A 17,294-nucleotide genomic window follows, 5' to 3' on the forward strand; every position below is an offset into this window, starting at 1 on the left:
TCTCCCAAGTTTTCTTGCCCGCTTATTTTTTTGTTGCGGGCATCTTAATGCGTGAGGCGGCGCTGTCTACGCAGTCGCAATTCCGCCGCGCGGGACACAGTCGGTGTCCAGCCGGTTCAGCGCCTCGCGGCGGAATTCGGTCGGGGTGACGCCGGTCTCGGCCTTGAAGGCGCGATTGAAAGGTCCGATCGACTGGAAACCCGAATCCATCGCGATGGTCAGCACAGGCACCTCTCGTTGCGTCGCGTCCGATAACGCCAGCCTGGCATCCTCGATGCGGTAGCGATTGAGGAACGCATTGAAGTTGCGATAGCCCAGCCCTTCGTTGATGGCCCGGCGCAGCCGATGCTCGGGGACATCGAGCCGCGCCGCCAGCGCGCCGATCGCAAGACCTTCCTGCCGGTAGGCTCGTTCCACGGTCATCAGATGATCGAGACGCCGCAGCAGGATCGGGTCGACAGCCACCCCGGGATCGATCACGACCCGGGGATCGATGACGACCCTGGGATCGACGACGACCTGGGGATCGACGGCGACCCGCTCCGCGGCGGCGCGGTCGGCGACCCGGGCCGGCCTTCCCGCCTCGCCGGATGCGATCGCGGCCGTGGCGTCGCTGACCGCCGCCACCGGCGGACTGAGCACGCCCAGGGCCGCGAGCGTTGCCATCACGAACATGCTGAGCGCGGTCGGCAGACTGCCGGACGCGCCAGGGACTCCCACGGGAATATCGGACAAGGCCGCGACGGCGACGAGTCCGATGGTCACGACATTGATGGCGAGCACCGCCAGCCGCAGCCGGCGCCTGCGCATCACCAGATCCACGCGCCATGTCTTGACCGTCTGGATCGCGGCGGCCAGCGCGAGCCCGAGGACGACCAACGACAGGACCTTGCCGCCGCCCCTGGCCAAAGCGGGCCATTGCGGCAAACTGAGCGACACTGCAAATCCGAGGGCCACGACGGCCAGCCACAGGCCGCCATGCCATCGCCTCAGAATGAAATCGTCATCGAACGCCGCACGCGCCCATAACCAGAAAAGGGCGGGGAGCGAGGACACGATCGGCATCGTCCACCACCAGGATGCCTTGGGAAAGGACGGCGCGGTCACGATCGCATAGAACATGCCTCCCGCGCACATGGCGATGCCAAGGAAGCTGTTCTGATTGGCGGCACGGCGCTGCAGCGCCACCAGGACGATCAACAGGAATACGCCGCTGGCCGCGCCGCGAAACCCGAGGTCGATGGCCGTCAGCCCGCTCACACTGATCGTTCTCCGCTCACGGGCCCAACTCTCGCATCGCCTTCGCGCTTGCACAATCCAAACTTGCGCTTGCGGCCTTGGCGTTTTCCGGTTTGGCGGCTGCGACGATCGCAACTTGATCGGTTGATCCAGATCAACGCGTCAGCCGCCCTGTTGCATCTAAAGTGCACCAAGGCAACGGCCCGGATGCCGTCCCGATTCCCCAGACCATTTCAGAGAGACCGAATATGTCGGCCCCTGACGACAAGATGTCGCGCGTGCGCCGTAAGCGCATGGAGATCTTTGCGTTCCTGTTCCTGACCGCGGTCGTGATGCCCGTCCTCGCGGTCGGAACGGTCGGCTCTTACGGGCTTGGCGTCTGGATCTACCAGATGTTCGCCGGCCCTCCGGGCCCACCCTCCTCCCCGCATTGATCCCGACAAGCGAAAGACAGGCATCATGGCCCACACCACACTCAACCGCCGTGCATTGATCACCGGCCGGGTGCTCAGCTCCGACCGCATCGTCGCGCCGCCCGGCTGCGAGATCGCCAGCATCATCGTGCAGGCGCGCCCCGAGCGCCTCGCCGCGCTGGAGGCCGAGATCGCCGCGATTCCGGGCTGCGAAATCCATGGCCGCGACGCGCGCGGAAAACTCGTCGTCGTGACCGAAGCGCCGGACGCCGGCAGCCTCGGCACCATCCTCAACACCATCCAGTCGCTGGGAGACGTCTATTCCGCAGCGCTGGTCTTTCACGCCATCGAAACGACCTGACGGCAGGGAGAGCCATCATGACATCGCCAAAGCTCGACCGCCGCCAGATGCTGAAGCTCGAGGCCGCCGCCATCGCGGCCGCCGCAGCCGGCATGCCGGCACCTGCGCTTGCCGCCAATCTCGTCGCCGAGCGCGACGCATCCGAACTGAAATGGGACAAGGCCGCCTGCCGCTTCTGCGGCACCGGCTGCTCGGTGATGGTCGCGACCAAGGACAACCGGGTCGTCGCCACCCATGGCGACATCAAGGCCGAGGTCAATCGCGGCCTGAACTGCGTCAAGGGCTACTTCCTCTCCAAGATCATGTACGGGCATGACCGCCTCACTCAGCCGATGTTGCGCAAGACGGGCGGCAAATACGACAAGAACGGCGACTTCACGCCGGTGTCGTGGACCGAAGCCTTCGACATCATGGAATTGAAGTGGAAGGAGGCCTTCAAGAAGCGCGGCCCGAACGGCGTCGCCATGTTCGGCTCCGGCCAGTGGACGATCTGGGAAGGCTATGCGGCGTCAAAGCTGTTCAAGGCCGGCTTCCGCACCAACAATATCGATCCAAATGCACGCCACTGCATGGCCTCGGCCGTTGCCGGCATGATGCGCACCTTCGGCATCGACGAGCCGGCCGGCTGCTATGACGACATCGAGGCCACCGATGCCTTCGTGCTGTGGGGCTCCAACATGGCGGAGATGCACCCCATCCTGTGGACGCGCCTGGCCGACCGCCGGCTCTCCGCGCCGCATGTCCGCGTCGCCGTGCTCTCGACCTTCGAGCACCGCTCGTTCGACCTCGCCGACATCGGCATGGTGTTCAAGCCGCAGACCGATCTCTACATCCTCAACGCCATCGCCAACCACATCATCACAACCGGACGCGTCAACAAGGATTTTGTTGCCGCGCATACCATCTTCCGGCGCGGCCAGACCGATATCGGTTATGGATTACGACCCGAGCATCCGCTGCAGAAGAAGGCGACGGGCGCGGCCAAGGCGAACGACTCCACCGACATGAGCTATGACGAATACGTCAAGTTCGTCTCGGACTACACGCTGGAGAAGGCGGCGCAGATGTCCGGCGTGCCGCTCAATCGGCTGGAGGCACTGGCAGAGCTCTATGCCGATCCGAAGACGAAAGTGGTGTCGTTCTGGACCATGGGCTTCAACCAGCACACCCGCGGCGTCTGGTGCAACAATCTCGTCTACAACATCCATCTCCTGACCGGAAAGATCTCCGCGCCCGGCAACAGCCCGTTCTCGCTGACCGGCCAGCCCTCGGCGTGCGGCACCGCGCGCGAGGTCGGCACCTTCTCGCACCGCCTGCCCGCCGACATGGTCGTGACCAACAAGGAGCATCGCGACAAGGCGGAGCATCTCTGGCTGCTGCCCGAGGGCACCATTTCCGACAAGAACGGCGCCCACGCCGTGCTGCAAAGCCGGATGCTGAAGGACGGCCTGATCAACGCCTATTGGGTGCAGGTCAACAACAATTTGCAGGCCGGCCCGAACGCCAACGAGGAAACCTATCCGGGCTTCCGCAATCCCGACAATTTCATCGTGGTCTCGGACGCCTATCCGTCTGTGACGGCGCTGGCCGCCGACCTGATCCTGCCGACCGCGATGTGGGTGGAGAAGGAAGGCGCCTACGGCAATGCCGAGCGGCGCACGCAGTTCTGGCACCAGCTCGTGCAGGCGCCGGGCGAAGCCAAGTCCGATCTGTGGCAGCTCATGGAATTTTCAAAACGATTCAAGATCGAGGACGTCTGGCCGGAGGAGCTGATCGCAAAGAAACCGGAGGTTCGCGGCAAGACGCTGTTCGACGTGCTCTACAAGAACGGCCAGGTCGACAAGTTTCCTGTTACGGAGATCGAGGAAGGCTACGCCAACGAGGAATCCAAGGCGTTCGGCTTCTACGTGCAGAAGGGGCTCTTTGAAGAGTACGCCTCGTTCGGCCGCGGCCATGGCCACGACCTCGCGCCGTTCGAAAGCTATCACAAGGAGCGCGGCCTGCGCTGGCCGGTGGTGAACGGCCAGGAAACGCGCTGGCGTTTCCGCGAAGGCAGCGATCCCTACGTCAAGCAGGGCACCGACGTGCAGTTCTACGGCTACCCCGACGGCAGGGCCCGCATCTTCGCGCTGCCCTATGAGCCGCCGGCGGAATCGCCCGACAATGAATACCCGTTCTGGCTCTCGACCGGCCGCGTGCTGGAGCACTGGCATTCCGGCACCATGACGCGCCGCGTGCCCGAGCTCTACAAGGCATTCCCCGAAGCCGTCTGCTTCATGCATCCGGACGACGCCGCGGAGGCAAAGCTTCGCCGCGGCGACGAGGTGAAGGTGGTCTCGCGGCGCGGCTTCATCCGCGCCCGCGTCGAGACGCGCGGCCGTGACCGGCCACCGAAGGGCCTCGTGTTCGTGCCGTGGTTCGACGAGTCCAAGCTGATCAACAAGGTGACGCTCGACGCCACCGATCCGATCTCGTTGCAGACCGACTACAAGAAATGCGCCGTGCGCATCGAGCGGGTGAACGTGTCATGATGAAACGCTTCGGCATAGCCCTGCTCGCCTGCGCGATCGCCGCCGGCGCAAGCTCGCTGACCGCGCAGACGGTGAATTCGGGCCTGCGCGGCCCGACGCCCCTCAACGACGAAGGCCCGGCGCCGCCGATGCTGCCGAACCGCAATACGTCGGAGCGGGAGTCGCGCAACTATCCGGAGCAACCGCCGGTGATCCCGCACACGATCGACGGCTACCAGATCGACCTCAACGGCAACAAATGCCTGTCCTGCCACGCGCGGGCGCGCACCGCGGAATCGCAGGCGCCGATGGTCTCGATCACCCATTTCATGGACCGCGACGGCCAGTTCCTGGCCTCGATCTCGCCGCGGCGGTTCTTCTGCACCGAATGCCACGTGCCGCAGAACACCGCGGTGCCGCCGGTGAGCAACGATTTCACGGATATCGATACCTTGCTGTCACGCGCAAGTCCGGGTGGCCGGCGATGACGACGACTGCTGACGAGCCAAAAGCCAAGCGCGGCTTCATCCTGCGTTGCTGGGATTTCGCGCTCGAGCTGTGGGGCGTGCTGTCGCGGCCGAGCACCGTGTTCGCGCTCGGCACGCTGGTGCTCGCAGGCTTCGCCGCCGGCGTGATCTTCTGGGGCGGCTTCAACACCGCGCTGGAACTGACCAACACCGAGAAGTTCTGCACCGGCTGTCACGAGATGAAGGACAACGTGTTCGCCGAACTGAAGTCGACCATCCACTTCACCAACCGCTCCGGCGTGCGCGCGACCTGCCCGGATTGCCACGTGCCGCACAACTGGACCGACAAGATCGCGCGCAAGATGCAGGCCTCCAAGGAAGTCTGGGGCAAGATTTTTGGCACGATCGACACAAGGGAGAAATTCCTGGATCACCGGCTCGAGCTCGCCGCGCATGAATGGGCGCGGTTCAAGGCCAATGATTCCCTGGAATGCCGCAACTGCCACAGCGCCGATTCCATGGACATCACAAAGCAGTCGCCGCGGGCCTCGGTGGCGCATCAGCGCTTCCTGTTCACCGGCGAAAAGACCTGCATCGACTGCCACAAGGGCATCGCCCACCATCTGCCCGACATGCGTGGCGTGCCGGGCTGGCAATAGGGCCGCGGGCGACCGGATTCACCCTGCTTGAACCCTTGGGGCGAATGGTTAGTTTTGGGGGGTGGCGAATCGCCTCGTTTCGCCCCTCCTCAAGACAGATATGACCAATTTCTCTCCGCATCAGGATGCCGCCCTCAAGGCCGTCGGCGATTGGCTGAAGGCCAAACCCGGCCGCAACGGCACGCCGCCGATTTTCCGCCTGTTCGGCTTCGCCGGCACCGGCAAGACCACGCTGGCGCGGCACATCGCCGAGGGCGTCGACGGCGAGGTGAAGTTCGCCGCCTTCACCGGCAAGGCCGCGCTGGTGATGCGCAACAAGGGTTGCGACGAGGCCTCCACCATCCACTCGCTGATCTACCGCGCCCGCGAATCCGGCGAGGAGCAGCCGAGTTTCGAGCTGTGGGACGATGCGCCGGCCTCCAAGGCCAAGCTGATCGTGATCGACGAATGCTCGATGGTCGACGCCGAACTGGGTCGCGACCTGATGTCGTTCGACTGCCCGCTGCTGGTGCTCGGCGATCCCGCGCAGCTGCCGCCGATCCAGGGCGGCGGCTTCTTCACCAACACCGAGCCGGACGCGATGCTCACCGAGGTGCACCGCCAGGCCCAGGACGATCCGATCGTGCGGATGTCGATGGACGTCCGCGAGGGCCGCGAGCTCGACATCGGCCGCTACGGCGAGAGCGAGGTGGTGTCGCGCAAGGAGCTCGATCCCGATCGCGTCATGGGTGCCGACCAGGTGCTGGTCGGCCGCAACAACACGCGCCGCGCCTACAACATGCGGGTGCGTCAGCGCCAGAACATCGAGGACACCTTCCCGGTCGCCGGCGACAAGCTGGTCTGCCTGCGCAACAACCGCAAGAAGGGCCTGTTCAACGGCGGCCTGTGGCGCGTGAAATCACGCAACACCTCGCGCTCGAAATCGCGCATCCTCAGCATGCGGCTCTCGCCCGACGAGGACTTTGGGCACAAGGTCACGAAAGTCTCCGTGCGCGCCGACTGCTTCGAGGGCGGCATCGAGCAGATCGCCTGGGAGCAGCGTAAGCCCTATGACGAGTTCGACTACGGCTACGTGCTGACCGTGCACAAGTCGCAGGGCTCGCAATGGGACGACGTCGTGCTGTTCGACGAGAGCTTTGCGTTTCAGGACAGCCGGGCAAGATGGCTGTACACGGGCATCACGCGCGCGGCGAAGCGGCTGAGCATCGTGGTTTGACGTCAAACCCCGCTCGTCGCCCCCGACCAAGCATCAAGGTTGCGGACCCGATAGACCCGGCTCGCGCTCGGCCCGGAAAACATTGCTGTAGAGATTTGCGATCCATTGCCGGCCGCTCGAGGTGATGTTGAGATAACGTATCGCGGCCTGGATCTGTGGAGCAACGTTGTTCCAGTAAAACTGCGGATATTTGTAGACGACGTCGGCAGGCGTTTCATAGCCGAGCTTCTTGTTCAGGCCGATTTCCTCGAACTCGTGGAACAGAGCGTTCGACTTCCTTAAATAGTTGGGATCGCCAAGCTGGCCGATCAGGTCGGCGGCGCGAAGCAACATACCCTCCTCTTCCATCAGACTGTCGTTTGAGGATTCCGAATAGGGAAAGCGCGTGAATTCTATGGCTCGGGCAATTCGGCCTGCCTCGATCTCTTCGACGTCGTCGAAGCGTTCCAGGACGAACAATTTCGAGCGGTCCACATGATAGGGAGCGAGCGCGGCGTCGGAGGCGCCCCGTGGAAGACTGATCATGCGGCCTTCCAGATCCGCGACATAGGAATCGTCGCTGTCGCCTTGAACGACTCCGCGCACATACCCGATGTCATGGGTGAGACACGCCAGGGTGAAATTCGCATAGTCGGCGACTGTCGTTGGCCGCAACAGCATTCGCCCCATCAGGATGTCGTGCCCGGCAAGGGTGACGAGCATCGAGTGCTCGATGTTGTGATACAGGGCGTCGCTGTTACCGATGCACTCCAATGTGAGCCTGGCCGCAAACGGAAGAACCTCGGCCAGACGGGCATGCGAAGAGCCAAACCGATCTCGTGTGTCCGAAGTCAAGAACGACGCGAGAGTCTGCGCGACCAGTTCTGGAATTGTGATCATCTGAACACCCATCTCAATGTGCGCTGTGGGTTCTGACGAGCTCCTTCGTGACCCCAAAATAGCACATCGCCGCTCGCTGAGTGGGGCGAATGTTCACATCCGTGCGGAAACTGACCTCAACGGTCGGCGAATCTGATCCATTTGAGGACGGGAGGTTGCGGTCTTCCGTCGCACCTTACACGCAGCCGTCACTTCCCCGCCACAAAATAGAAATCTTCACGCCCCGGCGGCGAGCCGTACGAAAACGGCTGCTGCTCGTGCTTGGTGGCGGACCAGACGTCGTCGCGGACGATGTCGAACAATTTCCGGATCTCGACCTTCGGCACCTTGATCTCGCGGGCGAGCGCGGTGGAGAACGGGCTGTCGGCGCCATTGTCGCCGTCGATCGCGGTCTCGCCGTGCTTGGCGGCGTAGACCACCATGAACCCGGCGCCGGGCTCGATGTTGGAAAAGCCCTTGTCGACCAGTTTCAGCGACAGCGTGTGCTGCATGGTCGGCGCGAACGGATTGTCGCGGCAGGCATCCAAAATCACCAGACGCACTTTTCGCGCGGCGCCGACGGCGGCGATCACCTGCTCCAGGGCGACGGCCTGGGTCTCGGCATCGCGGTCGACGGCGAGCTTGGCGTCGACCGGAACGAGGTAGTTCACCCCGCCGATCTCGAACCCGTGGCCGGCGTAGTAGACCACCGCCCAATCGGCCTTCTCGGCTTCCTCGGCGAAAGTCTTGAGCGCGTCGAAGAACTTGTCGCGGGTGAGGTCGCTGACGGAGATCACGGTTTGGAAGCCGACATCCTTCAGCACGCTCGCGATCATCTTCGAATCGCGCGGCGGATTGGGCAGGGCATGGACGTTCTTGTAGGCGCCGTTGCCGATCACCAGCGCAACGCGGCGCCCGCTGGGCGCGGCGCCCGGCGTTTGCGGCGTCAGTGCGGCGAGACGCTCCTGCGCGATGGTGCGGGCGCGCGCGACGTCGAGCTCATCGAACTTCGTCAGCGAATACGCAGCCGAGCGATAGTCGGCGCGGGCCTGGCCGAGATCCTTTTTGCGCTCGTAGACCTGGCCGCGGCCGGAATGCGCGCGGATGTTGTTCGGGTTGATCTGGAGCGCCGCATTGTAGTCCTTCAGCGCGGCGTCGAGATCGCCCTTCATCATGCTGACATCAGCACGATTGTTGATCGCGCCCGTGTTCTTCGGTTGCTTTTCGATGATGCCGTTGCAATCGGCAAAGGCCTGGTCGAACTTGCCCATCAGGCCATAGGTGATGCAGCGGTTGCTGGCGATCTGCGGCGCGGTCGGATCGATCTTCTCGGCCTCCGCGAAATCGGCGAGCGCACCGTCATAATCCTTCATCAACGTGCGCACGCGCGCACGATTGGTCCAGCCAAGGATGAACTTCGGCGTGTATTTGATCGACAGGCTGAAATCATCGAGCGCGCTTTGCAGCGCGTTCCGGCGCAGCTGGATGACGCCGCGATTGTTGTAGGGAACGCCGTAGGTCGGACGCTTCTGGAGCGCAAGATTGAAGTCCGCCATCGCAAGGTCGTCCTGGCCCGTGCGCTCGTAGGCGATGCCGCGCAAATTGAGGATGATGGCATTGTCGGGATCGAGATCGACGCCCATGGACAGGGTCTCGATCGCATGCAAATTGTCGCGCTTGTTGATCAAATTATTGCCGCGCACGGACAGCGCGACCGCCTTGTCCTTGCCGGTGACGCGATCGGCGTTGAGCAGGTTCTCGCAGGCCGTGGTCCGCGCCTGGGCGTCGGCCTGGCGGTCACGACAAATGGCGAGGTCGTCGCCGGCTTGCGGCTCGGCGGCGGCGATCGCGACGCCGGAGACGAGGATGACTGATATCAGGGGGACGACGCGCAGCATGTTGTCAGATCAGCTCCAGCCACCACATTTCTAAGTCGATCAGCGATCGCGCCGGTTCATCTAGCCGGAGTTCCCCAGCCCGCCAAGCCGGCCCGGGGGCTACGGCTTTTTTTCACGGACTCGTGTCTCTCTCCCCGTAACAATCGCCCGGTCCGTCCGTATCTCCGGTGTCTGAAAACGCCGGGCAGGCTGTTCGCCCGCCCTCAACCGCCCTAAACTGTCAGGCCTTCCGAAAGAGGATCCGCCATGCGCCGCTCCGTCCTGTCCCTGCTCGCCGCCACCACCGCCTTGACGCTGGCCTTTGCCGCACCGACCCGGGCCGCCGAAGACGCCGTTGTGATCCCCGCCCCCGCAATGGACGCGGCCCCCGCGAGCGGCATCCAGACCGCGGTGATCGCCGGCGGTTGCTTCTGGGGCGTGCAGGGCGTGTTCCAGCACACGGCCGGCGTCGTCAACGCCGTCTCCGGCTATGCCGGCGGCACCAAGGCGACCGCCGACTACCAGACCGTCTCGAGCGGCCGGACCGGCCACGCCGAGTCGGTTGAGATCAAGTTCGACCCGAAGAAGATCTCCTACGGCAAGATCCTCCAGATCTACTTCTCGGTGGCGCACGATCCGACCCAGCTCAACCGCCAGGGACCGGACAGCGGCACGCAATATCGCTCGGCGATCTTCACCACCTCCGACGAGCAGAAGAAGGTCGCGGAGGCCTATATCGCCCAGCTCGACAGCGCCAAGGTATTCAGCAAGCCGATCGTGACCAAGGTCGGCGCGCTGGAGGCGTTCTATCCGGCCGAGGGCTATCACCAGGACTATCTGACGCTGCACCCGAACCAGCCCTACATCGCCTATAACGACATCCCGAAGGTCGAGAACCTGAAAAAACTGTTCGCGGATAACTACATTGAGAAGCCGACGCTGGTGAGCGCCAGCAAGGCCACCAACTGATCGCGAGATCATCGACAACAAGATCATCAGACAAACGGGAGACCCATGCCCGACACCAAGACGAAATCCACCGACGACAAGGTCATCAAGAGCGAAGAGCAGTGGCGAAACGAATTGTCGCCGATGCAGTACGCGGTGCTGCGCGAGAAGGCGACCGAGCGTCCCTTCTCCGGCGAATATGAGCACGACCACCGTGCCGGCACCTATGTCTGCGCCGGCTGCGGCAATGTGCTGTTCGAGTCCGACGCCAAGTTCGACTCCGGCTGCGGCTGGCCGAGCTTCACCGCGCCCGCGGTCGAGAGCCATATCGACGAAGAGCGCGATACGACGCACGGCATGATCCGCACCGAGGTGCTCTGCTCCAAATGCAGCGGCCATCTCGGCCATGTCTTCCCGGACGGACCGGGGCCGACCGGCCTGCGCTATTGCATCAATTCGGCAGCGCTGAAGCTCGAGCCGAAATAAGATAGCGCGCCGCCGGGTTCCCTGATGGAACCCGGCGGCGCGTTGTGCTTTTCTTGTCTGGCGGTGCAGCCGTTGAGCGTCATCCGGCGGCCGCCAGGGAGGACGCCATGTCACTCGGGACCATCCTGATCATCCTGGTGATCATCTATCTCTTGGGCGGCTGGTCCGGCCGGATCGGCGGTTACGGCTACGGCATGGGCCATTCCGGCATGGGGATCGGCGGTGTCGTTCTGGTGGTGCTGCTCGTCCTGCTGCTTCTTGGCAAATTGTAAACCATACAAGCCACTGAAATTATTTAACTTTCTGCGGCTGCGGACCTGCCATGCATGGATTCATCATCTCCCATCGCAGGGGTCGCATTTCTGTCAAAACGGCCTATATTAGTGGACGAAAATGATGTGCGGCGGGCCCGCTTGATTGCGGCCTCCGCCCTCCCAAACCCCACGCGCTTAAAGCCCCAGACAAGATCACGAGGTCTTTGACCATGCGTCCACTGCGTCCGTTCAACTTCAACACCTCCGCCGAGCTCTTCCCCGCCGCCATCCGCAAGAAGAAGCGCGCGGGCTTTACCTATCGCCGGTTCGGCACCGCGGCCGAAGCCGTGCAGTTCGCGATGGAGCAGTTGCCGACGGATTCGCTGAATGGCGCGTATCTCCAGGTCGAGGAAGCCCGTTTCGACCAGAACGGCATCCGCTCGCTCTATGAGAGCGAGGCCTTCCCGCTGCCGCGCCACCGCAAGCCGGAACCGGTCGCCGAGACCGACGCCGACGCGGCGTAAATTTTCTGAAAACCTCCGATGTGCGCGGAAAGCGCGATGGCCGAAAGGCTGTCGCGCTTTCGGCGTTTGGAGCGCGCTCCGTCTTCTCCCTCGCCCCGTTCTTACGGGGAGAGGGTTGGGGTGAGGGGCTCTTTCCGCATAGGCAGTGAGAATTGGACTCGCGGAGAGTCCCCCTCACCCGCCGCGCGCGGGACGATGCTCCGCATCGCCCGGAGCGCGTCGGCCTCTCCCCGCAAGCGGGGCGAGGCGAAGAAGCACCGCACTCGCTGCTAAATCCGCGGCTGCTTGTCGAGCCAGCGGCGCAACAGGCGCACGTTGCGCATGTTGGCGCGGAACATGACGTCGAAGGCGTCGCCCACGAACGGCACGATGCCGACCACGCCGTCGACCGCGACATTGCCGAGCATCCGCGCGGTGATGTACCAGGGCGCCCCCAGGGCGCGGGCCTCGCGCACCAGCCACAGCGAGATCGCGGTGGTGATGATGTCGCCGACAACGGGGATCAGGCCGATCAGCCCGTCGATGCCGTAGCGGATCTTGGTGCCCGGCAGGATGAAGGCGACGTCGAGCAGCTTTGCGAGCGCCTCGAGCCGCGCGATGCGCTGCTCGCGCGTCAGATTGCCGAACGGGTTGCCGGCGAACTGACCTTCTTTGCCGAATTCGAAGCGAAACTCCTGAAACCCCTGCTCCAGGCTTTCGGGGCGGATCTCACGGCCGTCCTGATCGATGATCGGCCCGTGCGCCTCACGGTCCGAAAAACCGGCGCGCGACTGCGTCCCCGAGCGGGACCTGCGTGGCGTGAGAATGTCATCGTCGGGCATGGTCATGGCCATTGGAGGAACGCACGAGCGCCGCAGAGGTTGCTGCACCGCGACCGAAGGTCGCGCGCTCAGCTCGCCGCCGCCGCCGGTTGCGGCTCCTCGATATAGTGATGCACGAACCAGGATGACAGCACCGCCGGCACGAAACCGACCAGACCGTACAGGATGAACTGCACCGTGCCGGAATCCGACCCGCGCGAACCATAGGTGATCGCGGCGAGGATAAAGGCGAACAGGCCGACCAGCAGCATCCGCAGCACCGGGCCGATCCGCCTGACATGGATCAGGATGTCATCGACCGCGCCGATCATCAGCGACGGCAGGAAGCCGAACAGATAGCTGTATTGCAGCGTCTTGAAGAACACGACGAACAGCTTGCCGACCTCGCCGAGACTGGTCTGGGTCCAGTAGCCGGACTGGTAGGTCGTCGTCAGCAGCAGCAGGAAGCCGCCCACGAACGGACCGACGAGCGCGAACACCAGATAGCGTTTCATCAAGAACTCCTCATACGCAGACGCATTTATAGCAGCGCGGCGGGAACCTTGGATAGCAGGACTGCGGGCGGTTTGGGGGGAACAAGTGGCAAGGCCGCGGGTTCAGACAGGACTTGAAATTCACCTGTCAGATCTGGAGCCGCCAATGTCTCGTAAACTGTTCTTGCTGGCGACGATCACGCTTGCGGCCGCCGGCGGCCTGTCGAACGCGCCCGCCTTTGCACAAGGCCATATGGGCACGCCGCAAGAGCAGAAGGCCTGCTCGCGCGACGCCTCGCGGCTGTGCCGCAAGGACCTCGGCAATGACGGTGCGGTACAGGGCTGCCTGCAGGCCAACCGCGCCAAGCTGTCGAAGTCGTGCAGCAAGGTGTTCGAGAGTCACGGCATGTGAGATCGCATCAGCATTTTGCGTGACGGTCTCGCAACATTTGCGAATTCCTTCGCGTCGCCCATTGCAGCTTCGTAACAATCGCGCATACTCGAATCGGGCGGCGCAGCACTTTTCGATTCGAACATCAAGAGATCGAGCGACCACATGCGGGATTGAGCTCCCGGCGTGAAGGCTGAGACATGCGGCAGATCAAGCCGCGTGCGGCGCCCCAAAACCAAGTGGTTCAAACCGCGGAACTCGGGGACGCATTCTTCATGACACGCTACCAAACCATCGCTTCGCTATTCGCCTTCGCCGTCACGGTCTTCACCCTCCAGACATCACCCGCCCTCGCCTTCTCGTCCGAAGCGCAGCAGATGTGCTCGGGCGATGCGATGCGGCTGTGCTCCAGTGAAATCCCAGACATCCCGCGCATCAGGGCCTGCATGGTGCAGAAGAAGGCGCAGGTCAGCCCCGGCTGCCGCGCCGTGATGGATCGCGAAGCCGCCGCCGCAGCAGCATCGCGCAAGCGGGAAGCGGCCGCACAATAAGCGGCTTGGCAAATCTTCGATTGACCGCGCTGCCAGTTGGAGGGGTCGGTTCACCTCTCCCGTAGGGAGAGGTCGGAGCGCATCGCAGATGCGATCCGGGTAAGGGGTTACGGTCTCACGGAACGTTGCGGCCCCTCACCCGGATTGCTCAGGCGCGCAATTGCGCGCCAAAGCAATCCGACCTCTCCCCGCTGGGGAGAGGTGCACAGGCCTAGTCGCCCCACTGCGCGAAGGCGTCGTTGAAGGCGCGCTCGCCGGGGGCGCCCTTCTCGATGGCGATGATGGCGCGGCGCTGGTTGGCATAGACCAGCGGCACGTCGAACCACGAGCGCTCCTTCAGGAGCTGGACGTTGCGGGCGCGGTCGGCGTCGACATTGGAGAGGCCGACCAGGAAGAAGCCGTCGGTGACCTTGACGGCAAGGCCCGCGAGCGGCGTGCCGCGCGCCTGCTCGTTCGACTTCATCAGAATGCCCGGCACGTTGGAAACGCTGCCGCCCGGAAAGTCCGGCGGCAGGATGAAGGTCAGCTCGGCCGTGTGGCTCGCCGGCAGCGACGAGTCGGTATTGCGGCGGAAGGACATAGTCATCTTGAACTTGCGGTCGGGGATCTCGATGTCGGCACGCACGGCGATGTCGGCCTTCTGGTTGCCCGACGCCTTGATCGGCTCGAGCCGCCATACCACCGAACCGACATATTGCTTGCCCTTCGGGTCGGACGGATCCTCGTCATAGAGCACGACCTTCTGCGCCACCGGCGCGGCCGGCTGGTCGCTGGCCGAGGGCTGGCCGACGCGATCCGGAATCTTCGGCTTGCTCTGCGGCTGCGAGGCATCCTTCGGCGCTTCCACCACCTGGGTGGGCGAAGGCTTGAACAGATTGGTCGCGGTCTGCACCAGCTGCTTGCCCCAGAGGATGCCGGCGCCGACCAGGATCAGCACGATGCCGATGGCGATCGCGCTCTTGAACGGGAAGACCGAGCCGCTGCGCTTGGGCTTCTTGGCGCCGCGGTCGGGCGCAATGCGCGGACGCGGCGACGGCGGCTGCGGCGCGTAGCGCTCGGCCTCCTCGATCGACTCGTCATAGGAATAGGGCGCGTCGGGTTCGGCGGCGCGGTTTTCCAGGCTCGGTTCGAGCCGGTCGAATTCCGGCGAGGGCGACGGCACGTTGGCGTAGGTGCGGCGCGCGGCGCGATTGGCCTGCGCGGCGGCACCGCCGAGATCATTGACGTCGGCCGTGATGTCGCGGAAGCCGCGCACGCCCGGTGCCGGCGGCAATGGCGGCGGCGGTCCGCTGTCCTGCGGGCGACGCGGAGGCGAGCGTCCGGCCGGCGGCTCCGGCGGGCCGGGCTGGCGCGGCGGCGCATCGAAACGCGGGGCACGGGGCGGACGCGGCGCGTCGTTCTGGTCATCGCCGCCAAGCGGCGGGCGATCGTTGCGCGGCGGCGGTGCGGCGGGACGGGCCCGTGGCGGTCCGGCCGGCTGAGGAGATGCTGGCGGAGTGTTGTCGGCCGCACGCGCGCTGGCCCGGCGGAAGGCGTCGCCGCTGCCGCCCCCGCTGCGGGGGCCGCCACCGGGGCGCGAGGCCTCGCGGGCCCGCTGGGCGGCTTCCGATTCGACCTTGCGGACGGCCTCTTCCAGCGACAGCCGCTCGCGGGTGATCTCGGATTCGGAGAGCGGCGGCTGCACGCTGCGCAGCTGCGCGATCAGGGCCGTGCGCGCCCGTTCATAGAGCGCGCGCCGGCTTTCGCCGGGAGCGTTGGGGTCCAGGGCGGCAATAGCGCGGGCGATCAGCGGATAGTAATCAGCCATTTCTACTCAACTATACCCGCGTCCCGGTAAGAGATCGTTAAGCCTCAAACGGATTTTGCACCAGGATAGTATCTTCGCGTTCGGGGCTGGTGGAAAGCAGGGCCACCGGGCACCCGACCAATTCCTCGATCCGGCGGACATATTTGATGGCCTGGGCCGGCAGGTCGGCCCAGGACCGCGCGCCGGCGGTCGGCTCCTTCCAGCCCTCGATGGTCTCCCAGATCGGCTCGACCCGGGCCTGCGCCCCCTCGCCGGCCGGGAAATAATCGATCTCCTTGCCGTCGAGCTTGTAGCCGACGCAGACCTCGATCGAATCGAAGCCGTCGAGAATGTCGAGCTTGGTCAGCGCCAGGCCGTTGATGCCACAGGTGCGGACCGTCTGGCGGACCAACACCGCGTCGAACCAGCCACAGCGGCGCTTGCGCCCGGTATTGACCCCGAACTCGCGGCCGCGACGGCCGATCTCCTCGCCGATCTCGTTCAGCAGCTCGGTCGGGAACGGCCCCTGACCGACGCGGGTCGTGTAGGCCTTGCAGATGCCGAGCACGTAGCCGACCCCGCTCGGACCGATGCCCGTTCCGGTCGCGGCCTGCGCCGCCACCGTGTTGGACGAGGTGACGTAGGGATAGGTGCCATGGTCGACGTCGAGCAGCGCGCCTTGCGCGCCCTCGAACAGGATGCGCTTGCCGGCACGCCGCTCGGCATCGAGCAGGCGCCACACGGTCTCCGCATAGGGCAGCAGCTGCGGCGCCAGCGCGCTCAGCTCCTTCAGGATCTCGTTGCCGTCGAACTCCGGCAAATTGAGGCCGCGACGCAGCGCGTTGTGGTGCGCCAGCAGCCGGTCGATCTTGTGCGGCAGCGTGTCGAGGTCGGCGAGGTCCATCAGCCGGATCGCGCGGCGGCCGACCTTGTCTTCGTAGGCCGGACCGATGCCGCGGCGGGTGGTGCCGATCGCGGTCGCGGAATTGGACGATTCGCGCAGCGCATCGAGCTCGCGGTGCAGCGGCAGGATCAGGGTCACGCTCTCCGCGACGCGCAGATTCTCGGGGCCGACCGCGACGCCCTGGCCGCGCAGCTTGGTCACCTCGTCGAGGAAGGCCTGCGGATCGAACACGACGCCGTTGCCGATCACCGCCAGTTTCGACGGGCGCAGCACGCCCGAAGGCAACAGCGCGAGCTTGTAGGTCTCGCCGTTGATGACCAGCGTATGGCCGGCATTATGCCCGCCCTGGAAGCGCGCGACGATGTCCGCCTGCTCCGACAACCAGTCGACGATCTTGCCCTTTCCTTCGTCGCCCCACTGGGCGCCGACGACGACAACATTGGCCATTCGCGGGTAATCCTTCGAAGAATTTAGATGCGCCCAGCCCAATTCCCGGCCTGGAGCCGTTCGTATGCGGGGCAGCCAACCGGATAAAGGAAGCAGCCTCTCTAAGCAA

19 protein-coding genes are annotated in these 17,294 nt (G+C 64.6%); 12 read left to right on the forward strand and 7 right to left on the reverse strand.

Annotated features, from left to right (window positions below):
- Positions 1-66: 66 nt before the first annotated feature.
- Positions 67-1,266 carry a helix-turn-helix domain-containing protein gene (locus NLM31_RS34875; protein WP_254196322.1) on the reverse strand — a complete coding sequence of 400 codons (1,200 nt, stop codon included), beginning with the start codon at positions 1,264-1,266 and terminating at the stop codon, positions 67-69.
- 221 nt (positions 1,267-1,487) lie between these two features.
- Between NLM31_RS34875 and napE the strand changes: the two genes are divergently transcribed.
- The 6 genes from napE (at position 1,488) to NLM31_RS34905 (ending at position 6,865) form a co-directional block, all read left to right on the forward strand.
- The gene (napE, locus tag NLM31_RS34880; protein WP_254195194.1) at positions 1,488-1,673 is read left to right on the forward strand and encodes a periplasmic nitrate reductase, NapE protein; all 186 of its coding nucleotides are present in this window, start codon (positions 1,488-1,490) and stop codon (positions 1,671-1,673) included.
- A gap of 25 nt (positions 1,674-1,698) precedes the next feature.
- Entirely contained in the window at positions 1,699-2,013 is a 315-nt protein-coding gene (locus NLM31_RS34885) for a chaperone NapD (protein WP_254195195.1), read from the forward strand.
- A gap of 17 nt (positions 2,014-2,030) precedes the next feature.
- The gene (napA, locus tag NLM31_RS34890) at positions 2,031-4,544 is read left to right on the forward strand and encodes a nitrate reductase catalytic subunit NapA (protein WP_254195196.1); all 2,514 of its coding nucleotides are present in this window, start codon (positions 2,031-2,033) and stop codon (positions 4,542-4,544) included.
- The gene (locus NLM31_RS34895) at positions 4,541-5,011 is read left to right on the forward strand and encodes a nitrate reductase cytochrome c-type subunit (protein WP_254195197.1); all 471 of its coding nucleotides are present in this window, start codon (positions 4,541-4,543) and stop codon (positions 5,009-5,011) included. The genes napA and NLM31_RS34895 overlap by 4 nt, the downstream gene beginning before the upstream one ends.
- Positions 5,008-5,649 carry a NapC/NirT family cytochrome c gene (locus NLM31_RS34900; RefSeq protein ID WP_254133800.1) on the forward strand — a complete coding sequence of 214 codons (642 nt, stop codon included), beginning with the start codon at positions 5,008-5,010 and terminating at the stop codon, positions 5,647-5,649. The genes NLM31_RS34895 and NLM31_RS34900 overlap by 4 nt, the downstream gene beginning before the upstream one ends.
- A 100-nt stretch (positions 5,650-5,749) precedes the next feature.
- A complete protein-coding gene (locus NLM31_RS34905; protein ID WP_254133801.1) occupies positions 5,750-6,865 on the forward strand; it encodes an ATP-dependent RecD-like DNA helicase in 1,116 nt (371 codons plus the stop codon).
- A 33-nt stretch (positions 6,866-6,898) separates the two neighbouring features.
- Here NLM31_RS34905 and NLM31_RS34910 read toward each other — a convergent pair whose 3' ends face one another.
- Positions 6,899-7,744, reverse strand: coding sequence for a metal-dependent phosphohydrolase (locus NLM31_RS34910; RefSeq protein ID WP_254133802.1), 846 nt, complete (start codon positions 7,742-7,744; stop codon positions 6,899-6,901).
- A gap of 188 nt (positions 7,745-7,932) precedes the next feature.
- Positions 7,933-9,621, reverse strand: coding sequence for a caspase family protein (locus NLM31_RS34915; RefSeq protein ID WP_254133803.1), 1,689 nt, complete (start codon positions 9,619-9,621; stop codon positions 7,933-7,935).
- A gap of 246 nt (positions 9,622-9,867) precedes the next feature.
- On the opposite strand from NLM31_RS34915, the gene msrA reads away from it, so the two are divergent.
- The 4 genes from msrA (at position 9,868) to NLM31_RS34935 (ending at position 11,812) form a co-directional block, all read left to right on the forward strand.
- Positions 9,868-10,569, forward strand: coding sequence for a peptide-methionine (S)-S-oxide reductase MsrA (gene msrA, locus NLM31_RS34920; RefSeq protein WP_254195198.1), 702 nt, complete (start codon positions 9,868-9,870; stop codon positions 10,567-10,569).
- 45 nt (positions 10,570-10,614) lie between these two features.
- Complete coding sequence (gene msrB, locus NLM31_RS34925; protein WP_254133805.1) at positions 10,615-11,034, forward strand: peptide-methionine (R)-S-oxide reductase MsrB; 420 nt, start codon at positions 10,615-10,617, stop codon at positions 11,032-11,034.
- Between the two features lie 107 nt (positions 11,035-11,141).
- Complete coding sequence (locus NLM31_RS34930) at positions 11,142-11,306, forward strand: DUF3309 family protein (RefSeq protein ID WP_187436663.1); 165 nt, start codon at positions 11,142-11,144, stop codon at positions 11,304-11,306.
- A 212-nt stretch (positions 11,307-11,518) separates the two neighbouring features.
- Positions 11,519-11,812 (forward strand): hypothetical protein, encoded by a 294-nt coding sequence (locus NLM31_RS34935; RefSeq protein ID WP_027532521.1) that lies wholly within the window; start codon positions 11,519-11,521, stop codon positions 11,810-11,812.
- A 269-nt stretch (positions 11,813-12,081) separates the two neighbouring features.
- On the opposite strand, the gene NLM31_RS34940 is transcribed toward NLM31_RS34935, so the two are convergent.
- Positions 12,082-12,639: a DUF4112 domain-containing protein gene (locus NLM31_RS34940; protein WP_254135519.1), complete on the reverse strand. Its 558-nt coding sequence runs from the start codon at positions 12,637-12,639 to the stop codon at positions 12,082-12,084.
- A 62-nt stretch (positions 12,640-12,701) separates the two neighbouring features.
- Positions 12,702-13,127 carry a DUF5413 family protein gene (locus tag NLM31_RS34945; RefSeq protein WP_254133806.1) on the reverse strand — a complete coding sequence of 142 codons (426 nt, stop codon included), beginning with the start codon at positions 13,125-13,127 and terminating at the stop codon, positions 12,702-12,704.
- A gap of 145 nt (positions 13,128-13,272) precedes the next feature.
- On the opposite strand from NLM31_RS34945, the gene NLM31_RS34950 reads away from it, so the two are divergent.
- Complete coding sequence (locus NLM31_RS34950) at positions 13,273-13,518, forward strand: hypothetical protein (protein WP_254133807.1); 246 nt, start codon at positions 13,273-13,275, stop codon at positions 13,516-13,518.
- A gap of 179 nt (positions 13,519-13,697) precedes the next feature.
- Positions 13,698-14,048 (forward strand): hypothetical protein, encoded by a 351-nt coding sequence (locus NLM31_RS34955; protein WP_254133808.1) that lies wholly within the window; start codon positions 13,698-13,700, stop codon positions 14,046-14,048.
- A gap of 211 nt (positions 14,049-14,259) precedes the next feature.
- Here NLM31_RS34955 and NLM31_RS34960 read toward each other — a convergent pair whose 3' ends face one another.
- The gene (locus NLM31_RS34960) at positions 14,260-15,855 is read right to left on the reverse strand and encodes a hypothetical protein (protein WP_254133809.1); all 1,596 of its coding nucleotides are present in this window, start codon (positions 15,853-15,855) and stop codon (positions 14,260-14,262) included.
- A gap of 37 nt (positions 15,856-15,892) precedes the next feature.
- Positions 15,893-17,185 carry an adenylosuccinate synthase gene (locus tag NLM31_RS34965; protein WP_254133810.1) on the reverse strand — a complete coding sequence of 431 codons (1,293 nt, stop codon included), beginning with the start codon at positions 17,183-17,185 and terminating at the stop codon, positions 15,893-15,895.
- Positions 17,186-17,294: the final 109 nt, after the last annotated feature.

Origin of the sequence: Bradyrhizobium sp. CCGUVB4N (genome assembly GCF_024199945.1) — a bacterium.
In the GTDB taxonomy this organism is placed as follows: Bacteria; Pseudomonadota; Alphaproteobacteria; order Rhizobiales; family Xanthobacteraceae; genus Bradyrhizobium.

Excerpts from the sequence above, each read along its gene's own strand:
- napA (WP_254195196.1), top strand. The coding sequence starts at position 2,031 with ATGACATCGCCAAAGCTCGACCGCCGCCAGATGCTGAAGCTCGAGGCC.
- NLM31_RS34950 (WP_254133807.1), top strand. The coding sequence starts at position 13,273 with ATGTCTCGTAAACTGTTCTTGCTGGCGACGATCACGCTTGCGGCCGCC.
- NLM31_RS34940 (WP_254135519.1), bottom strand. The coding sequence starts at position 12,639 with ATGACCATGCCCGACGATGACATTCTCACGCCACGCAGGTCCCGCTCG.
- NLM31_RS34900 (WP_254133800.1), top strand. The coding sequence starts at position 5,008 with ATGACGACGACTGCTGACGAGCCAAAAGCCAAGCGCGGCTTCATCCTG.
- NLM31_RS34955 (WP_254133808.1), top strand. The coding sequence starts at position 13,698 with ATGCGGCAGATCAAGCCGCGTGCGGCGCCCCAAAACCAAGTGGTTCAA.
- NLM31_RS34910 (WP_254133802.1), bottom strand. The coding sequence starts at position 7,744 with ATGATCACAATTCCAGAACTGGTCGCGCAGACTCTCGCGTCGTTCTTG.
- NLM31_RS34895 (WP_254195197.1), top strand. The coding sequence starts at position 4,541 with ATGATGAAACGCTTCGGCATAGCCCTGCTCGCCTGCGCGATCGCCGCC.
- NLM31_RS34935 (WP_027532521.1), top strand. The coding sequence starts at position 11,519 with ATGCGTCCACTGCGTCCGTTCAACTTCAACACCTCCGCCGAGCTCTTC.
- msrA (WP_254195198.1), top strand. The coding sequence starts at position 9,868 with ATGCGCCGCTCCGTCCTGTCCCTGCTCGCCGCCACCACCGCCTTGACG.
- NLM31_RS34915 (WP_254133803.1), bottom strand. The coding sequence starts at position 9,621 with ATGCTGCGCGTCGTCCCCCTGATATCAGTCATCCTCGTCTCCGGCGTC.
- NLM31_RS34905 (WP_254133801.1), top strand. The coding sequence starts at position 5,750 with ATGACCAATTTCTCTCCGCATCAGGATGCCGCCCTCAAGGCCGTCGGC.
- NLM31_RS34885 (WP_254195195.1), top strand. The coding sequence starts at position 1,699 with ATGGCCCACACCACACTCAACCGCCGTGCATTGATCACCGGCCGGGTG.
- NLM31_RS34945 (WP_254133806.1), bottom strand. The coding sequence starts at position 13,127 with ATGAAACGCTATCTGGTGTTCGCGCTCGTCGGTCCGTTCGTGGGCGGC.
- NLM31_RS34960 (WP_254133809.1), bottom strand. The coding sequence starts at position 15,855 with ATGGCTGATTACTATCCGCTGATCGCCCGCGCTATTGCCGCCCTGGAC.
- NLM31_RS34965 (WP_254133810.1), bottom strand. The coding sequence starts at position 17,185 with ATGGCCAATGTTGTCGTCGTCGGCGCCCAGTGGGGCGACGAAGGAAAG.
- NLM31_RS34930 (WP_187436663.1), top strand. The coding sequence starts at position 11,142 with ATGTCACTCGGGACCATCCTGATCATCCTGGTGATCATCTATCTCTTG.
- napE (WP_254195194.1), top strand. The coding sequence starts at position 1,488 with ATGTCGGCCCCTGACGACAAGATGTCGCGCGTGCGCCGTAAGCGCATG.
- msrB (WP_254133805.1), top strand. The coding sequence starts at position 10,615 with ATGCCCGACACCAAGACGAAATCCACCGACGACAAGGTCATCAAGAGC.